General features: G+C 41.3%; 20 protein-coding genes and 1 riboswitch. Of the genes, 3 read left to right on the top strand and 17 right to left on the bottom strand.

Going from position 1 to position 21,596, the window contains the following annotated elements; all coding sequences use genetic code 11:
- Positions 1 to 3: 3 nt before the first annotated feature.
- The 9 genes from ACFSN5_RS02635 to ACFSN5_RS02595 form a co-directional block, all read right to left on the bottom strand.
- Positions 4 to 996, bottom strand: coding sequence for an aldo/keto reductase (locus tag ACFSN5_RS02635; protein ID WP_165329202.1), 993 nt, complete (start codon positions 994 to 996; stop codon positions 4 to 6).
- Positions 997 to 1,786: 790 nt separating this feature from the next.
- The gene (gene der / locus ACFSN5_RS02630; protein WP_165329203.1) at positions 1,787 to 3,097 is read right to left on the bottom strand and encodes a ribosome biogenesis GTPase Der; all 1,311 of its coding nucleotides are present in this window, start codon (positions 3,095 to 3,097) and stop codon (positions 1,787 to 1,789) included.
- A gap of 161 nt (positions 3,098 to 3,258) precedes the next feature.
- Complete coding sequence (gene dnaI, locus ACFSN5_RS02625) at positions 3,259 to 4,158, bottom strand: primosomal protein DnaI (protein WP_165329204.1); 900 nt, start codon at positions 4,156 to 4,158, stop codon at positions 3,259 to 3,261.
- Entirely contained in the window at positions 4,159 to 5,328 is a 1,170-nt protein-coding gene (locus tag ACFSN5_RS02620) for a helicase DnaB (RefSeq protein ID WP_165329205.1), read from the bottom strand.
- Entirely contained in the window at positions 5,315 to 5,812 is a 498-nt protein-coding gene (nrdR, locus tag ACFSN5_RS02615) for a transcriptional regulator NrdR (RefSeq protein WP_004225597.1), read from the bottom strand. Before nrdR ends, ACFSN5_RS02620 begins: the two co-directional genes overlap by 14 nt.
- Before the next feature lie 143 nt (positions 5,813 to 5,955).
- A complete protein-coding gene (locus ACFSN5_RS02610) occupies positions 5,956 to 6,642 on the bottom strand; it encodes a response regulator transcription factor (protein WP_165329206.1) in 687 nt (228 codons plus the stop codon).
- 90 nt (positions 6,643 to 6,732) lie between these two features.
- On the bottom strand, positions 6,733 to 7,269 hold the full coding sequence (locus tag ACFSN5_RS02605) for a YceD family protein (protein WP_165329207.1): 537 nt from the start codon (positions 7,267 to 7,269) through the stop codon (positions 6,733 to 6,735).
- Between the two features lie 501 nt (positions 7,270 to 7,770).
- Positions 7,771 to 8,667: a zinc metalloprotease HtpX gene (gene htpX / locus ACFSN5_RS02600; protein ID WP_165329208.1), complete on the bottom strand. Its 897-nt coding sequence runs from the start codon at positions 8,665 to 8,667 to the stop codon at positions 7,771 to 7,773.
- Positions 8,668 to 8,676: 9 nt separating this feature from the next.
- A complete protein-coding gene (locus ACFSN5_RS02595) occupies positions 8,677 to 9,228 on the bottom strand; it encodes a LemA family protein (RefSeq protein ID WP_165329209.1) in 552 nt (183 codons plus the stop codon).
- Positions 9,229 to 9,515: 287 nt separating this feature from the next.
- Here ACFSN5_RS02595 and rsmG point away from each other — a divergent pair, with 287 nt between their 5' ends.
- The 3 genes from rsmG to ACFSN5_RS02580 all read left to right on the top strand — a co-directional run bounded on the left by rsmG (position 9,516) and on the right by ACFSN5_RS02580 (position 12,377).
- Positions 9,516 to 10,229, top strand: coding sequence for a 16S rRNA (guanine(527)-N(7))-methyltransferase RsmG (rsmG, locus tag ACFSN5_RS02590; protein ID WP_165209179.1), 714 nt, complete (start codon positions 9,516 to 9,518; stop codon positions 10,227 to 10,229).
- 17 nt (positions 10,230 to 10,246) lie between these two features.
- Complete coding sequence (locus ACFSN5_RS02585) at positions 10,247 to 11,626, top strand: TrkH family potassium uptake protein (RefSeq protein WP_165209176.1); 1,380 nt, start codon at positions 10,247 to 10,249, stop codon at positions 11,624 to 11,626.
- A 79-nt stretch (positions 11,627 to 11,705) separates the two neighbouring features.
- Positions 11,706 to 12,377: a potassium channel family protein gene (locus tag ACFSN5_RS02580; protein WP_165209173.1), complete on the top strand. Its 672-nt coding sequence runs from the start codon at positions 11,706 to 11,708 to the stop codon at positions 12,375 to 12,377.
- Between the two features lie 778 nt (positions 12,378 to 13,155).
- On the opposite strand, the gene ACFSN5_RS02575 is transcribed toward ACFSN5_RS02580, so the two are convergent.
- From ACFSN5_RS02575 to ACFSN5_RS02540, 8 genes are all read right to left on the bottom strand, one after another.
- Positions 13,156 to 13,986, bottom strand: coding sequence for an energy-coupling factor transporter transmembrane component T family protein (locus ACFSN5_RS02575; protein ID WP_165209170.1), 831 nt, complete (start codon positions 13,984 to 13,986; stop codon positions 13,156 to 13,158).
- Positions 13,976 to 15,658, bottom strand: coding sequence for an ABC transporter ATP-binding protein (locus tag ACFSN5_RS02570; RefSeq protein WP_165329210.1), 1,683 nt, complete (start codon positions 15,656 to 15,658; stop codon positions 13,976 to 13,978). Before ACFSN5_RS02570 ends, ACFSN5_RS02575 begins: the two co-directional genes overlap by 11 nt.
- Positions 15,659 to 15,660: 2 nt before the next feature.
- Positions 15,661 to 16,206: an ECF-type riboflavin transporter substrate-binding protein gene (locus ACFSN5_RS02565; protein ID WP_165329211.1), complete on the bottom strand. Its 546-nt coding sequence runs from the start codon at positions 16,204 to 16,206 to the stop codon at positions 15,661 to 15,663.
- A 15-nt stretch (positions 16,207 to 16,221) separates the two neighbouring features.
- Positions 16,222 to 17,064: an SAM hydrolase/SAM-dependent halogenase family protein gene (locus ACFSN5_RS02560; RefSeq protein ID WP_165329212.1), complete on the bottom strand. Its 843-nt coding sequence runs from the start codon at positions 17,062 to 17,064 to the stop codon at positions 16,222 to 16,224.
- A 180-nt stretch (positions 17,065 to 17,244) separates the two neighbouring features.
- Positions 17,245 to 18,492: a serine/threonine transporter SstT gene (gene sstT / locus ACFSN5_RS02555; protein WP_165329213.1), complete on the bottom strand. Its 1,248-nt coding sequence runs from the start codon at positions 18,490 to 18,492 to the stop codon at positions 17,245 to 17,247.
- Between the two features lie 126 nt (positions 18,493 to 18,618).
- Positions 18,619 to 19,260: a phosphatase PAP2 family protein gene (locus ACFSN5_RS02550; RefSeq protein WP_165209162.1), complete on the bottom strand. Its 642-nt coding sequence runs from the start codon at positions 19,258 to 19,260 to the stop codon at positions 18,619 to 18,621.
- A gap of 21 nt (positions 19,261 to 19,281) precedes the next feature.
- The gene (locus ACFSN5_RS02545; RefSeq protein WP_165209159.1) at positions 19,282 to 19,851 is read right to left on the bottom strand and encodes an ECF transporter S component; all 570 of its coding nucleotides are present in this window, start codon (positions 19,849 to 19,851) and stop codon (positions 19,282 to 19,284) included.
- Positions 19,852 to 19,971: 120 nt separating this feature from the next.
- A riboswitch (FMN riboswitch) is annotated at positions 19,972 to 20,106 on the bottom strand.
- Positions 20,107 to 20,648: 542 nt separating this feature from the next.
- The gene (locus tag ACFSN5_RS02540) at positions 20,649 to 21,197 is read right to left on the bottom strand and encodes a tRNA (cytidine(34)-2'-O)-methyltransferase (RefSeq protein WP_165209782.1); all 549 of its coding nucleotides are present in this window, start codon (positions 21,195 to 21,197) and stop codon (positions 20,649 to 20,651) included.
- Between the last annotated feature and the right edge of the window lie 399 nt (positions 21,198 to 21,596).

Below are 21,596 nucleotides of genomic sequence, written 5' to 3'. Positions count from 1 at the left end.
TTATTACAAAGCTCCGACAACCTTGTGGGGCAGGTAATTTTCATCCAAGTAGTCCATATCTTCCTGAGTTAAGTGAAGGTCAAAAGCTCCCATAAAGTCATCCAAATACTTTTCCTTAGTGACACCGACAATAGGTGAGTGGATACCTTTTTGCCACAACCAAGCCAAGGCGATTTGCGTGCGGGTGACATCATATTGGTCGGCGAGTCCAGCGACCCGTTTAACAATCGCCATATCTTGCTCTTGTGTACTGTCGTATTTGCTTTGGGCCGTTGTATCCGTCTTACTGCGGGCCGTATCAGCTGTCCAGTCGCGCACGACACGGCCTGATGCCAAAGGACTGTAAGGAGCTAAGCCAACGCCTGTCTCCCGACAAAAAGGTATCATTTCACGCTCATCTTCACGATAGAGAAGGTTGTAGTGATTTTGCATGACAGCAAACTTGGTCCAGCCGTTCTTTTCAGCAATGTATTGCGCTTTTTGGAATTGCCAAGTATACATAGCTGAAGCTCCTAGATAGCGAACCTTACCGCTGCGTACCAAATCATTGAGAGCGGACATAGTCTCTTCAATCGGTGTCTGATAATCCCAGCGATGAATGTAGAGGATATCGATATAATCGGTTCCTAATCTCTTGAGGCTACGCTCAACTTGATGGAAAATCGCCTTTTGTGACAGACCATGGTTGTTGGGCTTACTTTTACCATTAGGTAAATCACTGAAAAAGCATTTGGTTGCGAGCACGACATCTTCACGATTAGCAAAATCACGAATAGCTCGCCCTAGGTACTCTTCACTGCTGCCGGCCGCATAAACATTAGCCGTATCAAAGAAATTAATACCTAGATCTAAAGCCTTCTTGATAATGACACGGCTCTGGTCCTCATCAAGAAGCCAGCCCGAGTGAAATCCCCGTGTGGCATCCCCAAAACTCATACAGCCTAAGCAAAACTTAGAAACGTCCAAACCTGTTGCGCCTAATTTTACATATTCCATGATAATGACCTCCTTTAGGAATTTCATCCCCATTTTACACCTTGAAGTCCGCTATCAGTCAAGTTAAAACTTTAAAAACAGGCAATTATTTCTAACAGGATTTGAAGCACAAACATTGATAATAACAAAAGTAAAAGACCGAGAAAGTCAATCCCAGTCCTGTCTTACAGTCACGATTGAACTCATTCAATCGAGCCTCCATTTTAAAAGAAAGCAATTGGTTAAGTTCGACAGCGCATTCCATAGTAATTTCTTGACCAAGGGTTCAAAGAAGCCCACAACATTTTTTCGATTACTTCCTGCTCTATGTGCTCGCTGCTTATCAGATAACAGAGCCATTTCTCAGAACTCTTAGGAGCCTTAGCTTCGTGCTGTTAAGAAACAGACGATTGTAGGCATTGCAAAAGTAGCAAGTCTGTGAAAGAATGTCCGTGAGAATATCATTAGATGTAAGCTTGGCTTAATAGAGCTATCCAACTAGCTTTTCACAGTTCAACCTGATCATCCCACCCCTGCGCTAGCGATCGATTTTGACATAATAGCCGATTGCTACGAGAAACATTGTGAATCATTTGAGCACCAGTAACCTGCTTCTTCTTGCTGTTATTTTATCAGAACCTCAATAATTCCTGACTATTTTAAGTAAACAAATGGGCCGTCTCCACTAATTTACTCAATCTTTACGCTTGACCAATCAGCACGCATTTGGTGTTACTAAACCGTTGATACTATCCGACAATGCAAATACAGTTGCAAAGAAGCATCTTTCGGCTTCCAGCTTCACTTGAGCTTATTTTCGCTTTCGAGCAATCAAATGAATAGGTGTTCCTTCAAAGGTAAAGGCTTCGCGTATTTGATTTTCTAAAAAGCGTAAATAAGAAAAATGCATAAGTTCTTCTTCGTTGACAAAGATAACAAAAGTCGGCGGCTTGACCGAAACCTGAGTTGCGTAAAAAATTTTCAGGCGCCTGCCCTTATCAGTCGGCGTTGGATTAATCGCAACCGCATCCATAATCACATCATTAAGCACAGCAGATGGAATCCGCGTGTTTTGACTCTGACTAATGCGTTTAATCAGTTCCGGCAACTTGTACAGGCGCTGCTTTGTTTCCGCAGAGACAAAGACAATTGGAGCATAACTCAAGAATTGAAAATTATCCCGAATATCTTTTTCCCACTTGCTGGTTGTATAGTTATCCTTCTTGATGGTATCCCACTTATTGACCACAATGATAATTCCCTTACCGGCTTCGTGGGCAAAGCCAGCAATTCGTTTATCGTAGTCTCTGATACCTTCCTCGGCATTGATAACCATGAGGACAACATCCGAACGGTCAATTGCCCGCATCGAACGCATAATGGAGTACTTTTCGGTGTTTTCGTAGACCTTCCCAGATTTCCGCATACCTGCAGTATCAATCATGGTGTACTCTTGGCCCTCATCATCAACAAAGTCCGTATCAATAGCATCCCGCGTAGTTCCAGCGACAGGGCTGGCGATTACCCGCTCTTCACCCAGCATAGCATTGATAAGGCTGGATTTCCCAACATTAGGACGGCCGATTAGGCTGAACTTAATAATATCAGGATTATCATCGTCTTCTTCGACTGGAAGACTTTCAACAATGGCATCGAGAATATCACCAGTCCCAATGCCGTGAACAGAGGAAAGAGGGTAAGGATCCCCTAAGCCCAGTGCATAAAAATCATAAATATCGTTACGCATCTCCGGATTATCCACCTTGTTGACGGCCAGAATAACCGGTTTGTGGGTGCGATAAAGGATCTTGGCTACATATTCATCGGCATCTGTCACACCTTCCTTGCCGGAAACAACAAAGACGATGACATCACTTTCAGTCATAGCAATATCCGCCTGATGCTTGATCTGTTCCATAAAGGGAGCATCGACATCATCGATACCGCCTGTATCAATAATAGAAAACTGGCGATTAAGCCATTCCGCTTTAGTATAAATTCGGTCTCGGGTTACCCCTTCCACATCTTCAACAATGGAAATGCGTTCACCCGCAATCCGATTAAAAAGGGTCGATTTCCCCACATTAGGACGACCCACAATAGCCACAGTTGGTAAGGCCATTTGTTTTCCTTTCTTGTCTGACTTATAGGTAAAAGAGTCAGTTATTTATAAATCTAGCTCCTAGGGAGCCAAGCAATGCTTTCCGGTAAAGGAATTTAGCTAGGCGAAACAGGACCAAGTCCCTTTGCCCAGGAGCCGTTTCCCTAGCATTCCCTTCAAAATCATCGGCGATTCTCACCTAAAAGGTGAACATCCTTAGCTAGGTAGCGAACTCTTTCCATGACTCGCTTAGCCTGCCAAGACTCATCAGTTCCCTTGATATTACCAAACTTGGCTTCCAAATTAGCCAAACTATAGTTGGAAGTGAAGAAGGTCGGCAATTCTTCCAACATCCGATGCTGCAGAATTACTTGAAGAATTTCATCCCGAACCCAAGAGGTGGTCTGTTCAGCCCCAATATCATCTAGGATAAGAACTGGGACCGCCTTGACAGCATCAATCTCCTCCTTGACACTGCCAGAATTGATGGCATTTTTGATATCAATAACAAAGCTGGGATAATGCAGCATGGTCGTCTCAACAGCCTTTTTCTCGGACAGCTCATGGGCCATGGCTGCCAAGATAAAAGACTTCCCAATTCCCATGTCTCCGTAGATATAAAGTCCCTTTTGATCCGAACTTGGATAGTGATCAACAAAATTGACCAAATACTGAAAGACATCTGAACGCGACCCCGTAAGATCAACATCCTGAAAGGTGATGTTCTTATAGGATTTAGGCAAGCTGACTACATGGATGCGATCGTCGATAGCCTTTTGCACCTGAGCCTGCTTGAGGGCCTTGGTTTCCTTGTAGGAAACATCAGCATAGCCTTCATTCATAGTTAAAATGGGCTCATAACCTTTGGCAATGTAGCTGCTGTCGCCTGTTTGAAATTTCCGCCGCTCCACCAAGAATTGATTGAACTTGGGGAGACTGCGCTTGATTTCTATCTGACTTAGCTGGTGCTCTGAAATAAAACTAGCTACCGCCTGATCTGCCATAATTTGATTGGTCAAGTCGTCTAAATTAACCTGACTGGCATGTCCTGTCCGATTAAGGGCTTGTCCGATACTTTCCATCTAGTCACCTCCTTTTTCTAATCGTTGAAGCATTTGCCGCTTCATTTCATCTAATTTTGCCTGTTCCTCAGGACTAGTTTCTTCCTTATAGTCTGGATTACTCCAATCTGGTACACTGGAGGTTGTCTGCTTAGCTACCCCTTGATCTTTACCTTTAGGATAACCTTGACTATGTTGGCCGAGCACTGTCAAAGCAGACTCTGCACTAATCGCCTTTTTTGAGGAAACAATATTCGCTAAGCTCATCATAGCATTCCTGCCCAAAGTAGCCGAGTTATTACGTTTAAAATAATAGACAACCATGATATTGATGACCTCATCAAGGAAATCCATCTCTACCAAATCTGCCAAGATTTTCTTTTCCTTGGCAGTTGTTGCTACAGCCCCTAGGCCAGTTTTAACTTTAGCTAAGAAATTCTCAGGGGTAGAAGCCTTGGCTTCTCGAATAATGACTTCTTCTTCATGACTAAATGCAGCAGATTGAGATTCTTGTCCTTGCCGCAGCTTAACAACAATCCGTTTGGGCAAAATCTTATGATGGCTAGACGTTTCTTTAGCTAGCTGATAAACATCAAACCAGGTCAGCTGGAACTTTTCAGAAATATTATTGAGAGCAATGACATCCTGCTTTTCATTAGCAAAATAAAGGCCATCGAGAGTCATCCGCTGTCTGAAACTTTCCAAATCAAAATTGGTTTTGGTCTGCACAGGATGTAGTTCAACTTCTCCCTTATCCGAAAAGACTTCAGAAAATTTCTTAGAGAGATTACGCAAGTGACTGCCATCTTCCATTTCCAGTTCTGCTACCGCTACATCGCCGATATAACTCTCCAATAAGCGACGATAAACGGGATTAGCTAGAAAAACTTGTGCTGTCAAGGGCTCTCTCAGCTCAATGACATAGTTGGAAAGATCTTGATAAAGTGCTACCAAGTCCATCCCAGTTAAGACCGCTAGAGCTGCTTCAAAGCGAGGCAGATCAAAGAGGGTATGATTGAGGATTTCAGCGAACTTATGAATTCTTCCTCCCCCATCATAAAAGCTGGTCAGATATTGATAGACCACTGCAGCATCACTGCCTATAATAGGCAGGTAGAGCCTGATCAAATTGGTCATATCCCTGCTGACCTGATTATTTTTCACAAAAGAAAAATCATCAATTGGTTTCATCGTTTACCTTATTTTTCTTATTTTTACTACGAACACGATTGGTAATTTGCTGAAGGAGATTCTCGATTTCATCGACATCCTTGAAGGAACGATAAACACTGGCAAAGCGGACATAGGTAATTTCATCCAGATCAGCCAGCTCATCCATGACCAGATTGCCAATCACCTCACTAGACACTTCGGAATCGTATTCACTGCGGATTTTCTGCTCAATCCGACTGATAACATTCTCAATATCAGTGCTGGAAACCGGCCTCTTTTGAGCACTTTGGATAATACCATTGAGAATCTTATCACGAGAGAATTGCTCCCGAGTTCCATCCTTTTTCACAACCAAGAGGGGCACTTCTTCAATTCGCTCAAAGGTAGTGAAACGAGTCCCACAATGGTCACATTCACGACGCCGACGAATCGTATTGCCATCTTCAGCCTGACGACTGTCAATGACGCTAGATTTATTATTATTACATCTTGGGCAACGCATAAAAACACCCCAATCTATCATATTTTAGTAATACTTTATTTTACCATACTTTAGGACATAAAAAAAGGATTGACTCTCCCTGCCAAACCTAATCTTATCCCATTTTTACGCTAATTTTCAGTCTAACCTGTCTAACTTTTTCCCTAACGTTCTCGAATGACATAGCCCAAACCTCGAACAGTTTGGATATAAGATTCATGACCGGGAATGTCAATTTTTCCACGGAGGTAACGAACATAAACATCCACAACATTAGTCTCAACTGTGCCATCACTATAACTCCAGACATAGTCCAGCAATTCCTCACGTGTCATAACCGTATTGATATGTCGCAATAAAGTCGACAAAAGAGCAAACTCTCTTTTTGTCAACGCTATGGCTTCTCCTCTGCGAATAACCGAACGGCTGGCCTCATCCATAATCAAATCCTGATAAGCTGTTTGATTGGACTTAGGAGGCTTCCGCTTCAGACCTTTGCGTTGAAAAATTTCATCAACCTTGTCCAGAAGTTCTTCCACAGCAAAGGGCTTAATCAGATAATCATCAGTCAAACCATCTGTCTTGGGTAAATTTTCCGCATCTTCCCGATTGACCATCAAGACAATAGGAACCTTCTTGACTTCCTTGATGTCTTGCATGAGTTTCAAGCCATCCCGATCTGAGAGTTTGAAATCAATAAAAATCAATTCAAAATCTCTTTCTAATGCCATTTTCAAACCAGAACGACCATTTTGACTAACAAATGCTTGATAGCCTTTTTCCTGTAACTTCAAGGACACCAACCTTGATAAACTTTTCTCGCCTTCGATTAATAGAATGCGTTTTGCCATTATCCACTACCTCCTTCTTTTTCTTAGCTAATCCACATTTTCATCTGAGGCCAGCTAAATCACCAAATAAACTAAACATTCGATTCTCTACTAATCTGGGTCAAAAAGACCATCCAAAGCAGCAAAGGGATTGTTAGCTTCTTTATTTTTCTCCTGTAATGCCCGATATTGCGATTCTGTTAAAACCGACCAGTCATTACCCGCTGGCAGACTATCATCCGCAGCCTCCTCCTGCGTTAGAACCCTGAGCGGAATATTGAGTAGAATATTATCAACAACGCTCTCTTCTAGATCAATGGTATCAGTTTCCAAAATCAGAACCATATCTTCATCAACCAAGTCTTTCTTAGCCTCAGCCTGACTGGCTTCAATAAATACTTCTGAAACAAAGTAGCTATTATCAAAAGCGACCGGTTCCATTGAACGACTAGACGGTAAGGTCAATTGATAAGTTAAATCATAATTGAGCAAAAAAAGCCCATCGTCAAAACCTACCAATCCCTTGGCTTTAACGTCTTTAACATCAATAATCTCCGAATTTCGACTTAAAAGCAGCGACTTAATATCTAACTCTTGGTCGAAATGAAGTCCTTCTGGATTCTTCTTTAATTCTGCAATATTAAACATCTTTCTCCTTAGTATGACCGAACGAAACTAACAAGTGGATTAGGACCTGCTGCTTCTCACTTATTAAACAAAATAAGACAATCGTTTCTTGAACATCTGCCTGATACAATTTTACCCACCTAGCCTAGCAACCTTACTGACCTAGTCACTTTACTAACATAGACTGAAGTAAACAAATATCGCAACTCACCTACCGCCATAGCATTGATTGCTTTGGTTCGTGTCGCGAGACAAAGTGCAGGCGGCTGAAGTCAACGACCCAATGTTTTCATTTTCAAAGGGTATTGGATAATAATCACTAGGATGATCTCGATTCTCCCAAAAATGATTGCTCTTAATATAACAGAAATAGTTTTCAATCTCTTTACAATAAAACAAAAATCGCCCTACACGGGCGACTTGATTTGTTATATTCAAGATAAAAGGACGCAACCTCTAAATTTTATCCAGAGTTAGCTCACGCAAGTCTTATCCGTTATCCCTCTTTCGAGAGCAAAACTTTTAAGCTGCCTCCAGTCGCGCAATTCGATCCGCAATCGGTGGGTGAGTAAAGAAGAGAGCCTGCATCCCACCTTTCTTTTGAGGGTCGTTGATGTAGAGAGCTGCGCTGGCATCATCCACATGCTGCTGCATAGGCTGGGATTGATCTAACTTTTTAAGAGCGTTGATAAGCCCTTGTGGATTCCTGGTCAACTCTACCGAACTGGCATCCGCCAGATATTCCCGCTGGCGAGAAATAGCCAACTGAACCAGACTGGCAGCCAAGGGAGCTAAAATCAGAGCTACCAAAGAAAAGACTAGCAGGATAATTCCTAAGCCGCTGCTATCACGATTGTTGGAACGTCGGCTGCGACCGCCACTCCACCACATCATGCGGCCACCGATACTAGAAATCAGAGTGATTGCAGAAGCTAGAGCTACTGCAATCGTAGAAATTCGAATATCATAATTGCGGATATGACTGATTTCATGCCCGATCACCCCTTCTAATTCTTCACGGTTTAAGACTGCAAGAATACCAGAAGTTGCAGCTACAGCAGCATTTTCTGGAGAAGATCCTGTTGCAAAGGCATTGAGGGAAGGATCGTCCACAACAAAGACTCGGGGCATAGGGACTTGAGCCACCATAGCCATATCCTCAACAACATGGTAATAATCAGGATATTCCTGGGCCGTCACTTCACGAGCATTATTCATGGACATAACGACATTGGTCGATTGAAAAATCATGGAAACGGCGTAGATAGTTCCAATGATGAGGGCGATGATCGTTCCTCCAACTAGACTGTCCAGCCAGAGATAGCCAACGGCCGCCCCAATTAGGCTCAAAAGCGCAAAGAAAAGAATCAGTAGCACAAAGGTACGGCGCTTATTGGAAGCAATCTGTTGATATAACATAGGCAATTCCTATAGATTAAAATCAACTTTTGGAACAGCCTTTTCGCTCTCAGCTGTTTCCAAAAACTGAACAGGTTTGAAGCTAAAGATAACAGCCACTAGATTACTAGGGAAAGTTTGCAACTTAGTATTGTAGTTAGCAGTTGTATTGTTATAGAGTTGGCGAGAATAGGAAATTTTATTTTCTGTATTAGTCAGTTCTTCCTGCAATTTGACAAAGCTGGTATTAGCCTTCAAATCAGGATAGTTTTCTGCTACCGCAAAAATCCCAGAAACCTGTTTCGTAAGAGCGTCACTGGCCTGCATTGTTTCAGCAGGAGATTTTGCTTGCGTCACCTGTGCCCGTAATTCCGAAATCTTCATTAAGGTTTTTTCTTCATAGGCTGCATAGCCTTTTACTGTTTCCAGCAAATTTGGAATCAAGTCGTTACGACGTTTGAGCTGCACATCAATTTGACTCCAAGCTTCTTGAGTCTGCATCCGCAAACGCACCAAGCCATTGTAACTGATAATGACCAAAAGTACTAAAACTGCCACTAAGGCAACTATAATCCATAACATAAATTGTCCTCCATTTTAAAACATCATCTAAACTCTTATAAATTAAACTAAGTTCAAATCAAAAAAATCGTCCGGATGATCAACAAGAAAAATTCTCAAATCCCTCCACGATCATCTTTATTATAGCAAAAATTGCTAAGAGGAGATAGTCGGACAAATGGATTTCTTTCACTCTCATCAAAATCCTGACAAAACTGACAGCAGAACAAGTAGGCTTAGTCTTCTTTTATTGAGCTTTGAGACCTACAGTGGTAAAATAAAGCTATTATTCAATTTGAGGGAGAAAAATGACACCACAAGAATTTTACGAGTTACTAGCCAGCCAAGGCTTTACCCTATCAGAACAGCAGAAAAAGCAGTTTGAAGACTACTTTGAATTGCTAGTGACTTGGAATGAGAAAATCAATCTGACAGCTATCACTGATAAGAAGGACGTCTATCTCAAGCACTTCTATGATTCCATCGCACCTGTCCTACAAGGGTTAATCAAGAATCGTCCTCTTCGCTTATTAGATATCGGAGCTGGAGCTGGTTTTCCCAGCCTCCCTATCAAGATACTTTGTCCCGAGATTGAGGTGACCATTATTGATTCTCTTAATAAGCGAATTAACTTCCTTAATGAAGTTGTAAAAGGCTTAGGGCTGACAGGAGTCCATTTCTTTCATGGACGAGCCGAGGATTTCGGACAAAATAAAGATTTTCGCGCCAGCTTTGATATTGTCACTGCCCGAGCTGTCGCCAGAATGCAGGTTCTCTCTGAGCTAACCATCCCTTTCCTTAAGATTGGCGGCAAATTATTGGCCCTCAAAGCCACTGCCGCTGATCAGGAACTGGACCAAGCCAAGCAAGCTCTTAGCCTCTTATTTGCCAAGGTTCAATCCAATAACACTTATCAACTACCTAATGGAGACAGCCGCACTCTCATAGTCCTCGAAAAAAAGAAAGAGACTCCCAAGAAGTATCCTCGAAAGGCTGGTCTTCCAAATAAGAAGCCCCTCTGATTGGAGTCCTTTTACCTATGACAAAGTTTAATGTTATTAGAAATTTATCTGTTGCTCAGCAAATTAGCGCCAGCTTTATTTCTGTTATCCTGATTGGCAGTCTGCTTTTATCCTTGCCAATTACACAATACGATAATGCCCCTGCCACAAGCTATTTAGACCATCTGTTTAACACAGTGTCCATGGTTTGCGTGACCGGACTTTCTGTTTTTCCTATTGGAGATGTTTATAATGGTTTGGGACAATTTCTCGTGATGTGCCTGATGCAAATCGGAGGATTAGGGCTGGTCAGCCTGATCGCCTTTAGCTATTATAGTATTAACAGACGGATGTCCCTCAGACAACAGGAAATCCTTCAATCTTCTATCGGCAATAATTCCAGTGCTGATCTCAGGCACTATCTTTTTCGGATTTACAAAATCACCTTCGCTATCGAATGTCTCGCCGCCCTAACCTTAATGATTGATTTCGTTCCAAGGTTTGGCTGGCAGAACGGTGTCTTTAACAGTTTCTTCCTAGCTGTTTCTGCTTTTTGTAATGCCGGTTTTGATAATCTTGGCTCAACCAGCTTGATTCATTACAAGCTCAACTGGATTGTCAACTTAGTCGTAGCCTTTTCCATTATTTCGGGTGGATTGGGTTTTCGCAATTGGATGGCTCTGATTGACCTTGCTAAATCTTGGTTCAAGGCGTCTCCCCATAAACTTAGCCTCCTCAAGAGGAATTTAACTATTCAAACTCGCTTGGTCCTCACTACCACAGCAATCATCCTCGTCATTGGTACCCTGCTGGCTTGGATTTTAGAGCAAGATAATCCTGGCACTATTGGAAGCCTAAGTTTCTATCACCAAGTTCTCGTCAGCTTCTTCCAGACAGTCACTATGCGGACAGCTGGCTTTGCAACAATTGACTACACCAAGGCTGGCAATGCTGTTAACTTTATTTTTATGATTCAAATGCTAATTGGTGGGGCTCCAGGTGGTACAGCCGGAGGGCTCAAAGTCATCGTAACCGCTATTACCTTCCTTATCTTTCGATCGGAATTTTTGGGACAAACTCAAGTCAGCGTTTATAACCGTACTATTCCAACTCGTATTGTTAAACAAACTTTGACTATCCTCATCTTCTTTTTTGTCATTTTAGTCATTGGCTATATTTGTTTGCTAGAATTTGAACCAAATATCTCCCCTTTTAGGCTGTTCTTTGAAGCCTGCAGTGCTCTCGCAACTGTCGGTGTTTCGATGGATGTTACCAGCCATTTATCAACAGCTGGTCGTTGGGTCATCATGGCTTTGATGTTTTTTGGGCGAGTCGGGCCAATCACTGTGCTTCTTAGTTTAAGACAAAAGTCCAAGCAAACAATTAATTATGCCCGTGTTGACCTTACTCTGGGTTAAAAGGTGAGAATACTAGGTGCTTCTATCTAATACTGGATAGAATGCTTCCGTCTAAATTTTATTTTAAGAGGAATTTTTTATGTCAGAAAAAATTATTGGTGTTTTAGGTTTGGGAATTTTTGGGGCCACTTTGGCTGAAAAACTAGCCAAGTTTGGTGAAGAAGTTATCGTCATTGATAACAAACCCAACCATGTACAAGATATTGCCGATTTAGTCAGCAAAGCCATTATAGGCGATATTACCAATATTGAGACTCTCAGGGATGCCGGAATTGACCAGTGCCAGCAAGTTATCATTGCAACAGGAAACAACCTAGAAAGCTCCGTCTTAGCTATCATGCATTGTAAAAAGCTGGGGGTTCCCTACATAGCCGCTAAAGCTAAAAATGAAACCTTCGAAGAAGTACTCTACGAAATCGGTGCCAATCGTGTGATCTCACCTGAACGAGAATCTGGTCGCACACTCGCTTCAACCCTGATGCGGCATCGTATTCATAATATCTTTTATCTGGAAGAAGGGGTTTCTATCGTAGAATTTGAATTACCCGATAGTTGGCAGAATAAAGAGCTAGCCAAACTCAATCTGCGTGATAAATATGATCTCAATGTCATCGGCTATCGGCTCCGAAAAGACGCCAAACTAAACACAGACATTAATCCTGACACTATTTTCCCAGAGCAAGCGACCATCGTTGCAGTCGCTAGTTCTGATACCTTTGAAAAGTACGACTATCTCAACTACTTAAAATAAATAAAAAGACAAAGGGCCCTGACCATGAGTTGATGTACTATGGTCAAGGCTCTTTGCCTTTAGGGTCTTATCAATCATCCAAGTTGTTAGACCGATAGAACTGCATTCCCTAAGCTGTTGGGAAAAACGTATTTGAACATCAGCTCAGCTATATTCAACAACCATTTAAAAATGATAGATCAAGCAATGGATGATAGAACAAACCTGAGGCTGGGAAAAAAGTATCCCAGCCTTCTATTTTTTTGCAGTAATAACAGTTTGACACAGTGATTGGGAGTAAGATTTCTTGGCTATGCCAAGAAATCTTACTCCTGCACAGTTCATGAGGTGCTTTAGCACCAATGAAACACTGCTGATTGTTTTCCCTTTTGCCACAAGGTCAAAGCGGAAAATCTAAACAAATAAGATAAACAAAGTTCATCACATTAGGTACAGGTTGGCCGCTGTCACTTGCATGGTAGTTAAACAGTCCAGTGACTGTTTAAGGGGGCACCTGAAAATAGGAATGCGCCCGACATAAGTACCGCAATCAACCACTGCGTCAATTTGGTAAATCTAGAATAATGCTAACGAGTTTGGACTTTTTATACGTAATCTTCAGGGATTACAATGCTTTGTGGGTGATTGCACAACAATCATCGCGGTTTGTCCCAGACTCTTCCTACAAACGATAAAATAGACTAATATAGCTACAAATACTTCTTAAGGCGTTATTAACCATCACCAATCCTAACGACAAAGGCAGAATCAACCTTTGCTTTTAATGAGTATAAATCGATTAAGTCCAAGGATTATAAAACCGCCCATGATTCCAAAATATTAAAGCTAGACTGCAAAGCAAAATAATAAAAGCTAAAACTAGAACCCACCAATCTTTTCCAGTCATCGGCTGAGCCTGATACCAAGTCCGCTTCTTATACTTTCCAAAACGCCGCAATTCCATTGCTGTCGCTATGGTATCAATCCGCTCTAAAGAACCGAAAATCAAAGGAATGACAATCTGTAAATTGCCTTTAATCCGACTGACTAGATTGGCCTTCCTAGACAATTCCAAGCCACGCGCTTCTTGTGACAACTTAATCATACCGAATTCCTCTTGAACATCGGGGATATAGCGCAAAGCTAGACTAACAGAATAGGCCAATTTATAAGGCAGACCAATTCGATTGAGACTGGCAGCAAACTGACTGGGATGGGTAGTCATTAAGAAGAGAATCGCCAAGGGAACTGTGCAAAAATATTTAAGAATCAGATTAAAAAGGTAAAAAAGCTCCTGACTGGTAACATAGAATCGTCCCCAGCCGGCAAATAATAGCGTTTTAGCCCCATAGATTTCCTCCCCATAGGACGGAGCAAAAAGGTAGACCATGAGTAAATTAAACAAGGCAATCAAAAAAACTACTGTCATAGCAAAAGAAATATCTGCCCATTTAATCTTAGCCCAACGAAAGAGAAATACAGCACAAACGCCAAGCATCAAAATAAAGCGAGTATCATAAGTAGCCATGCAGGCAATGGAGACTAGAATGAAGAAAATCATCTTGCTGCTACCAGATAGCTGGTAGAGAAAACCCTGGCCTTGACGATAACCAATAAATTTATTTGCCACCAGTAAGCTCCTCCTTCCTGTGACGGTAAAACTGACTCAAAGCCAGAGGATCCAGTCCTAGCTTATCAGCCAACCGAAAGATGCTGGTTTCCTTCAAGTTAGCCTTCCGTAACAGATCTCGATCCGAGAGAACTTCTATAGGAGATTTATCAGCCAAAATCTTTCCATCTGCTATCACCAAACAGCGGTCTGAATAATCCAGCATCAATTGCATATCATGGGTAATCATGACAATCGTTTGCCCAGCTTGATTGAGCTCATCCAGAAAATCCATGATTTCAGTATAATGCTGCATATCCTGACCAGCCGTTGGTTCATCCAACAGAATAATTTCCGGTTCTAAAACTAGAATAGAAGCAATAGTAACTCGCTTCTTCTGTCCATAAGATAAGGCTGAAATCGGCCACTGACGAAACTCATAAAGCCCACAAGTTTTTAAACTGGCAAAAACTTTTTCCTCTACTGCTTTTTCCCCAAGTCCCCGCAGACGCAATCCCTTAGCAACTTCATCAAAAATCATGGTCTGACTAATCATCTGATTAGGATTTTGCAGGACATAACCAATTCGGCTGGCCCTTTCCTTGATCGAATCATTCGAAATATCCTGTCCCTGCCAAAGAAATTCACCATCAGCTTCAACAAATTTGGTCAAAGCTTTGGCTAAGGTGGACTTTCCAGCACCATTTTTACCAACAAGAGCAATGCGTTCTCCTCTTGCTAGGTCTAGGTGGATTGCTTTCAATATAGGATAATTGAATCTATAGCCAAAACTAAGCTGATTAACACTTAAAAGAGGCTCCTTAGGCTGACTAGACCGACTAATCCCTTGTCCGGCAAAATCAATCTGAGGAAGATTCATATTCTCTAAATCTGAAAGAGACGATAAACTTGCCACATCCAGTCCTAACTGACGTAAAACCGTGATGTAAAGAGGCTCACGAATGCCATTCTCAGCCAGAATTTCTGAGGCTAAAAGTTGATCCGGAGTCCCTTCAAAAAGTACCTGACCATCGTTCAGCACAACGACCTTGTCCACCGAGCGATAAAGGACATCTTCTAAACGGTGCTCAATAATTAAGGTCGTCGCACCAGTCTCCTGATGGAGTTGGTCAATAAGAGCAATGGTATCCTGACCAGATTTTGGATCTAAATTAGCTAAAGGCTCATCAAAAAGCAAAATTGGACTCTCATCAATCAGTACCCCTGCCAAACTGACCCGCTGCTTCTGACCACCGGATAAATCTTGTGGACGATAATCCAACAAATCCAAAAGTTCTAACCTATCTGCCCAGTTATGAACCGTTTGAATCATTTCTGCTTGTTGGCAACAGTCATTTTCTAAAGCAAAGGCCACATCTTCCGCTACGGACAAGCCAATAAATTGACCGTCAGTATCCTGCAAGACCGTGCTGACCAAGTGAGATTTTTCATAAATGGAGCTATGAAAAGCAGGCCGACCATTAATCATCAAACTACCAGTACTCTCTCCCTGATAAGTATTGGGAATAATACCATTGATAGTCTGAGCCAGAGTTGATTTGCCACAACCAGACGGTCCGATAATCAGAACCTTTTCCCCCTTTTCAATAGTCAAGTTAAGAGACCTTAATGTCGGCTCCTTTTGGGCATCATATTTAAAAGAAAAATCCTTAAATTCAATAATTGGCTTCATAATCAATCTTTTGAAAGACTTCCCGACTGAACTCGGGTCTTAGCATAAACAGTCAACAGTATAGTGCCACCGATTGCAATCGTCAGAACATTAGCCGTCCCGGCAATAAATCCTTGAGCAAAGAGATAGGACCAAGCCTGCTTATACATCAAGCGATCGCCAAGCGGACAAATGAGCCCGTAAGCGATATAAACGGTAATGATCTGAACCAAATTGAACCCAATCAATTCTTTAAGAGCAAATTTCCCCTTACTGACATCATAGAAACGGCGGAAAAAACCAATACCTAAACCAATCAGACCGCTGGCCAAAACCCAGGCCCAGGAGATATTACCATACTGAATCCCATCCTTTAAGGCATGGCCAATAAAGCCGATAAAAAAGCCTGCTACAGGTCCAAAAATAATCGAAAATAGGGCTTGCACCGCATATTGCAACTGAATACTGGTATTTCCAAAAATCGGAATATTGATAAACATACCAATAATTACGAAAAGAGCTGCACCAATTCCTGTTGCTACAACAGTTTTAATAGAATGATTTGTCATAGAAACCTCCTTCAGTTAAATCTTTTTAATTTCAATACGCCACTGGGGGCCAACCCCAACATTGTAGGCTTTGGCAAAGGACCCCTGATTGATGGCCAGCCCAACACGATACAGTGAATTAATATAAATAATCGGTTGTCCAATCCGTACATCCGCAAATGATTTCCCGTAGGTTACCTGATTTTGGTATACCAACATATCATTATTGAAAATAGTTACCTCAAAACGGTCACCAAATTGGGGATTCAGAGTATTGAACTCGTCATTTCTGATGGACGTCCAAAGCGATCCGAACCTGACATCTAAGATATCAACGGCTCCACGAATCAGATTCTTCTCAAGCACAGTCTTAACAACTGGCAGTTCAACAATTCCCTCAACCGAAAGTTCTGGCCCAACATCCTCAAAAGCGAGGTGCCCCGAAGCTAATTTAGCACCAGTATAAGCATAAACATCCCGACCGTGGAAAGTGTAGGAAAGTTCCGTATTTTCACGACGATTTTTCAGCTCAGAAATTTCACGAACGGCCTTGATGCCGATATGTTTTTTTATATAAGATAGAGTCCCATTATCAGGGGTAACGATATACTGATTTTTCTCTGTCAGAGCAACAACACTTTTGCGATCAGACCCGACGCCTGGGTCGACAACAGAAACAAAGGTTGTCCCTTCAGGCCAGTATTCCACCGTTTGAAAGAGACGGTAGGAGCCTTCAAAAATATTATAGGGGGTAATATCATGAGTCAGGTGATGAATTTTCAAATCATCAGCTTCCTGCAAAGCAACCCCAATCATAGCCGAAACAGCCCCGTCAACGAGACCAAAATCTGATTGTAAGACCAATAAATTATTTGCCATAGATATCCTTCTTCTTTTCATTCTTGCTGCCCTTCATTATAGCATATTTGATCAACTCATCAGCTTAGATTTTTTCTATAACCAGTTATAATAATCTCTCAGTAGACTAGCTAATTCCCAAAGTAACTTAAGAAAAGAGCCCTGACCGTGATCAGAGCTCTTTTCTTAAATTAAATATAGCTAAAGTTTAACTCTTTTATCGGCCGATTTTTTTCTTCCCCAAGCTGACAGTTCAGCAACCGCAGTAAAGAGAACATCGGTTGAAGAGTTGAGAGCAGTCTCGCAGGAATCCTGAATAACACCAACGATAAATCCAGCTCCAACCACCTGCATGGCCGTATCATTATCAATTCCAAACAAGCTGCAAGCAACTGGAATTAAAAGCAATGAGCCACCGGCTACCCCAGATGCCCCACATGCTGAAATAGCAGCCACTACACTCAGAATCAGAGCTGTCGCAAAATCTACATGAATCCCCAGAGTTGAGGTCGCTGCCAATGTCAAAACATTGATAGTGACAGCGGCCCCAGCCATATTGATCGTAGACCCTAAAGGAATAGAAACCGAATAAGTATCTGGGTCCAAGCCAAGATCCTCACAAAGCTTCATGTTGACCGGAATATTGGCAGCCGATGAGCGAGTAAAGAAGGCCGTCACACCAGATTCTCTCAAACAACGTAAAACTAGAGGATAAGGATTGCGACGCATCATGATAACAGCAATGATTGGATTGACAACTAAAGCAACAAAGGCCATAGTACCCACTAGGACAAGGATTAAAATACCATATCTGGAAAGAACACTAATCCCATTCTCTGAAATGGCGGTAAAAACCAAGCCTAGAATCCCAAAAGGAGCTAGATTAATAATCCAGCGAACAATCTGTGAAGTTACCTCAGCAATCGTATTAAGTAATTCCTTGGTATGCTGACTGGCTGTTCGCATGGCAAAACCAAAGACAACTGCCCAAACCAAAACTCCGATATAGTTAGCTTCAACTAGAGCGTGGATAGGATTATCGACCATCTTCAAAAGCAAAGCTTGAAAGACAGCTCCCACCCCTTTAGGTGATTGAGAAAGGCTTGAAGCTGCCTTGGTCGCTGCACCAGATAGAGTCAATTTGATAGGAAAAAGATAATGAGAGATAACAGCAGTTAGGGCAGCGGCAAAGGTACCAAACATATAGAGACCGATAACAGTGGTCATATTGGATTTTTGTCCTTCACGTGTTTGTGACAGAGCGTTAGCGACTAGGGCAAAGACCAAAAGAGGGGCAATAGCCTTCAAAGCACCAACAAACAATTTTCCTAGGAGACCAATGATAGTAAGCTTGGGAAGGACCAAACCAAGAACAGCACCACAGACAACACCAATGGCAATTCGTTTCAATAAGCTGGTGCGATTCCACGTTGATAAAATTCGTTTCAATATTCTACCTCTTTATAAAGTTAAAATTTAGTATGATACATGAAACCATCTTAATACAAAAGACTGAACTCGTCAATACGGCTGGGAAAATTAAGGATACAAAAGAGAAGATCCGAAGATCTTCCCTCACTTTTGTTTATTTTTGAAGCGCCACTCAAAGCGAAGCTCATCGTAGAATGGATAGACTAAATTTAAAACACCGTAGCCTAGGATAAAACTGGCAAGAACATCCGTTGGATAATGTACTCCCAGATAAATCCTCGACAGACCGATAAGAAAGATAACTAATCCTAACAAAAATTCTACAAGGTAACGAATAACTTTTTGTTTAATCCGCTGACGGGCGATAATAATCATACCACCAACGATCAGCATCAATACTAGAGAATGCGCACTGGGAAAAGAATACCCTGTTTCTACTACCAGATGCCGAATTGATGGACGAGGGCGCTGATAAAGATTTTTTAAAATTACTACTAAGACAAAATCAATGATCCCCAGCAGAGTCAAAAAACCAGTTTCTATATACCATTTCCTGCCAATCATAAAACCAACAATCACTACAAATATAATCAGTAAGCTTGAAGAATGCGTTATAGTCCTAAAGAAGGCTGTCAGAAGAGCCGGTAAATCCCCTCGAACAGCAGATTGAATAGACTTATCGAACCCTTGCAGGGAACGAGGGTCAAACTTAACGATATAACCTAAAATAACAAAGAGCAGGGCTGCAAAGCTAGCTCGAATAAAATATTTTTGTCGATTATGCATAAAGATATTATAACACAGGGTCTATAATTTTGCTATGAGCGGTCTGATGGCCAAGTAGAGTAAATAAAAGCTGACTGCAAAAATTACCCCTTCAATGAGATTAAAAGGAAGGACCATGGCAAAAAGGTAGTTCGCCATTCCCAAAATAGCCTTAATATCAAAATTAGCAAACTTAGCATAGAGAGGAGCTGCATAAATATAATTTAGAATAATCATGGCAGCCGTTAAACCTAGTGTCCCCAAACCAGCTCCCAGACAATAAGATTTAAGTGTCTGCTTTTTTTTCCATGTCAGCCCCAGCGTTGCTATAAAGAGACTGAGAGCAATATAGTTCATTGGCAAACCAATCAAGGTACCAATACCTCCGTTATTTAAAAGCAATTTTAACAAAGTGCGGAAAGTTAGAACTGCAAAAGCACTCTTGAGGTCAAAGATAGCAAGTGCTAGAAGCACTGGTAAAATTGAAAAATCAACCAGCAAAAAGCTAGCCCCTGGAATCAGCGGAAAGCTAAAATACATGAGTAAGAAGGACACCGCCGAAAGAATGGCAATATAGGCCAAACGACGCGTCGATTTGATAGATGTTGACATAAAAAATTCCTCCAATTTTTTCCAAATTGAAGGAGGCTAAGTCATTTTAGAACAAAAGATCTAGGTACCTTAGCCCTTAGATGAGCCCAGCTACCTTAGAGTTCCTTTGTAGCACAAAAAACTTGTCTCCTCCCTTCCAGACTGTACTGTCGGTTGTGGAGTTCCACCACATCAACCTCGTAAGGTTCGCGGACTTCTGCTTCTTTGGAAGCCGTCACCGCCGGTCGGGAATTTCACCCTGCCCTGAAGACATTCTAAGCATAACAAAAAAGGCCGACAAAAGCAAGATTATAAATCTTAAAAACTTACTTAATCTGGTCAAGTATTGTCTAGCCTATAAAATTTTTTCAAATAAGGTAAAACACCTCTGACACAAAAGCGAAACAAGCCATACTTTTAATTTTGAATTTAACTTTATGGTTTTGGAAGAAATATTACCTACGAAAATTGTCATTCAAGAATTAAAGAAACATCTGGGACAGTCCCTTATGAGTGTATTTCTTCATAAGGGACTGTCCCATTCTCAAGTTAAACTGGTCCCCATCTAAGAACCACTCATTAAGCCATCATCTCTTTGACAAAAGGAGACTAGAATCGTTTTTTTATCTTACCTACTTTATCAAACGAACTATTACTTTATGGGTAAGGGACTTTTAATTATCCCCATTATCATAAACTAAAACAAAAAATCTCGGACCGCTAAGTCCGAAATTTTTGCTAACCAATTTAGAAATGAATCGATTCTGAAGCAGATAACCTTGTTCAAATTCTCATTTGAACACTAGTGATCACTTATCTTATTTCAATTTGTCATTTTCGTAGGTATGAACTAAATCCAGATGGCTGAAATTCTGCTGCCGCAAGGCTTCATAGACAATCATGCAGACAGTGTTAGAAAGATTGAGACTACGAACATGCTGATCATTCATAGGAATCCGCATAGCTTTCTCACTATTCTTTCGCATAAAGTCCTCTGGCAAGCCTTTGTCCTCTCGCCCAAAGATGAAATAATGATCCTGATCATCTGCATAATCGATATCAGAGTAAGTGCTTTCAGCAAACTTTGACACCAGATGGACAGCCCCTTGACATTGAGCTAGAAACTCCTCTAGGCTATCGTAGAAACTAATATCCAACTTATCCCAATAATCCAGACCTGCTCGCTTCATCTTACGATCATCGATAGGAAAGCCCATAGGCTTAATAATATGCAAGGGGCTGTTAGTAGCTGCACAAGTACGAGCAATATTACCCGTATTAGCTGGAATTTGCGGCTGAAAGAGAACCACATGATTGCGACCTTTGGTCTCATGATAGTTTTCCTGAATGAAGGGCTGAACGACCATAACTACCTCACAAGATTTTTCCCGATTTTTCATTACCATTTCATTTTTTCACAACTTACAAAAAAATAACCACGCTGCCCGGAGTCAAGCTCAGCAAACAGCATGGTTGGTGGTGGCTCATTAACTTAAATCATAACAGGTTTGATTTAAATCAACGATTCTCTACAGTTTAGTATAACACTCTATAGCTAGAAGTCAACACTTACTAAATAAAAATTTTAAAATATTACAAAAAGGATGACTCTTACACTAGTTTCAGAAAATTCTTCTTTACAGTCCTAAAACTAGTTCATTTCAATCTTATTTCAAGATTTATTATTTTAAAAAAAGGGGTGATTTTTCTACAAAAAAAGAGTAAGATAATATATTAGCTTAAGCCTTTTTGGGCTATTTTAAAAA

This window comes from Streptococcus tangpeifui (genome assembly GCF_044503215.1).
Lineage (GTDB): Bacteria > Bacillota > Bacilli > Lactobacillales > Streptococcaceae > Streptococcus > Streptococcus tangpeifui.
Note: the sequence above shows the minus strand (reverse complement) of the source record. Positions and strands in the feature narration are given on the sequence as shown.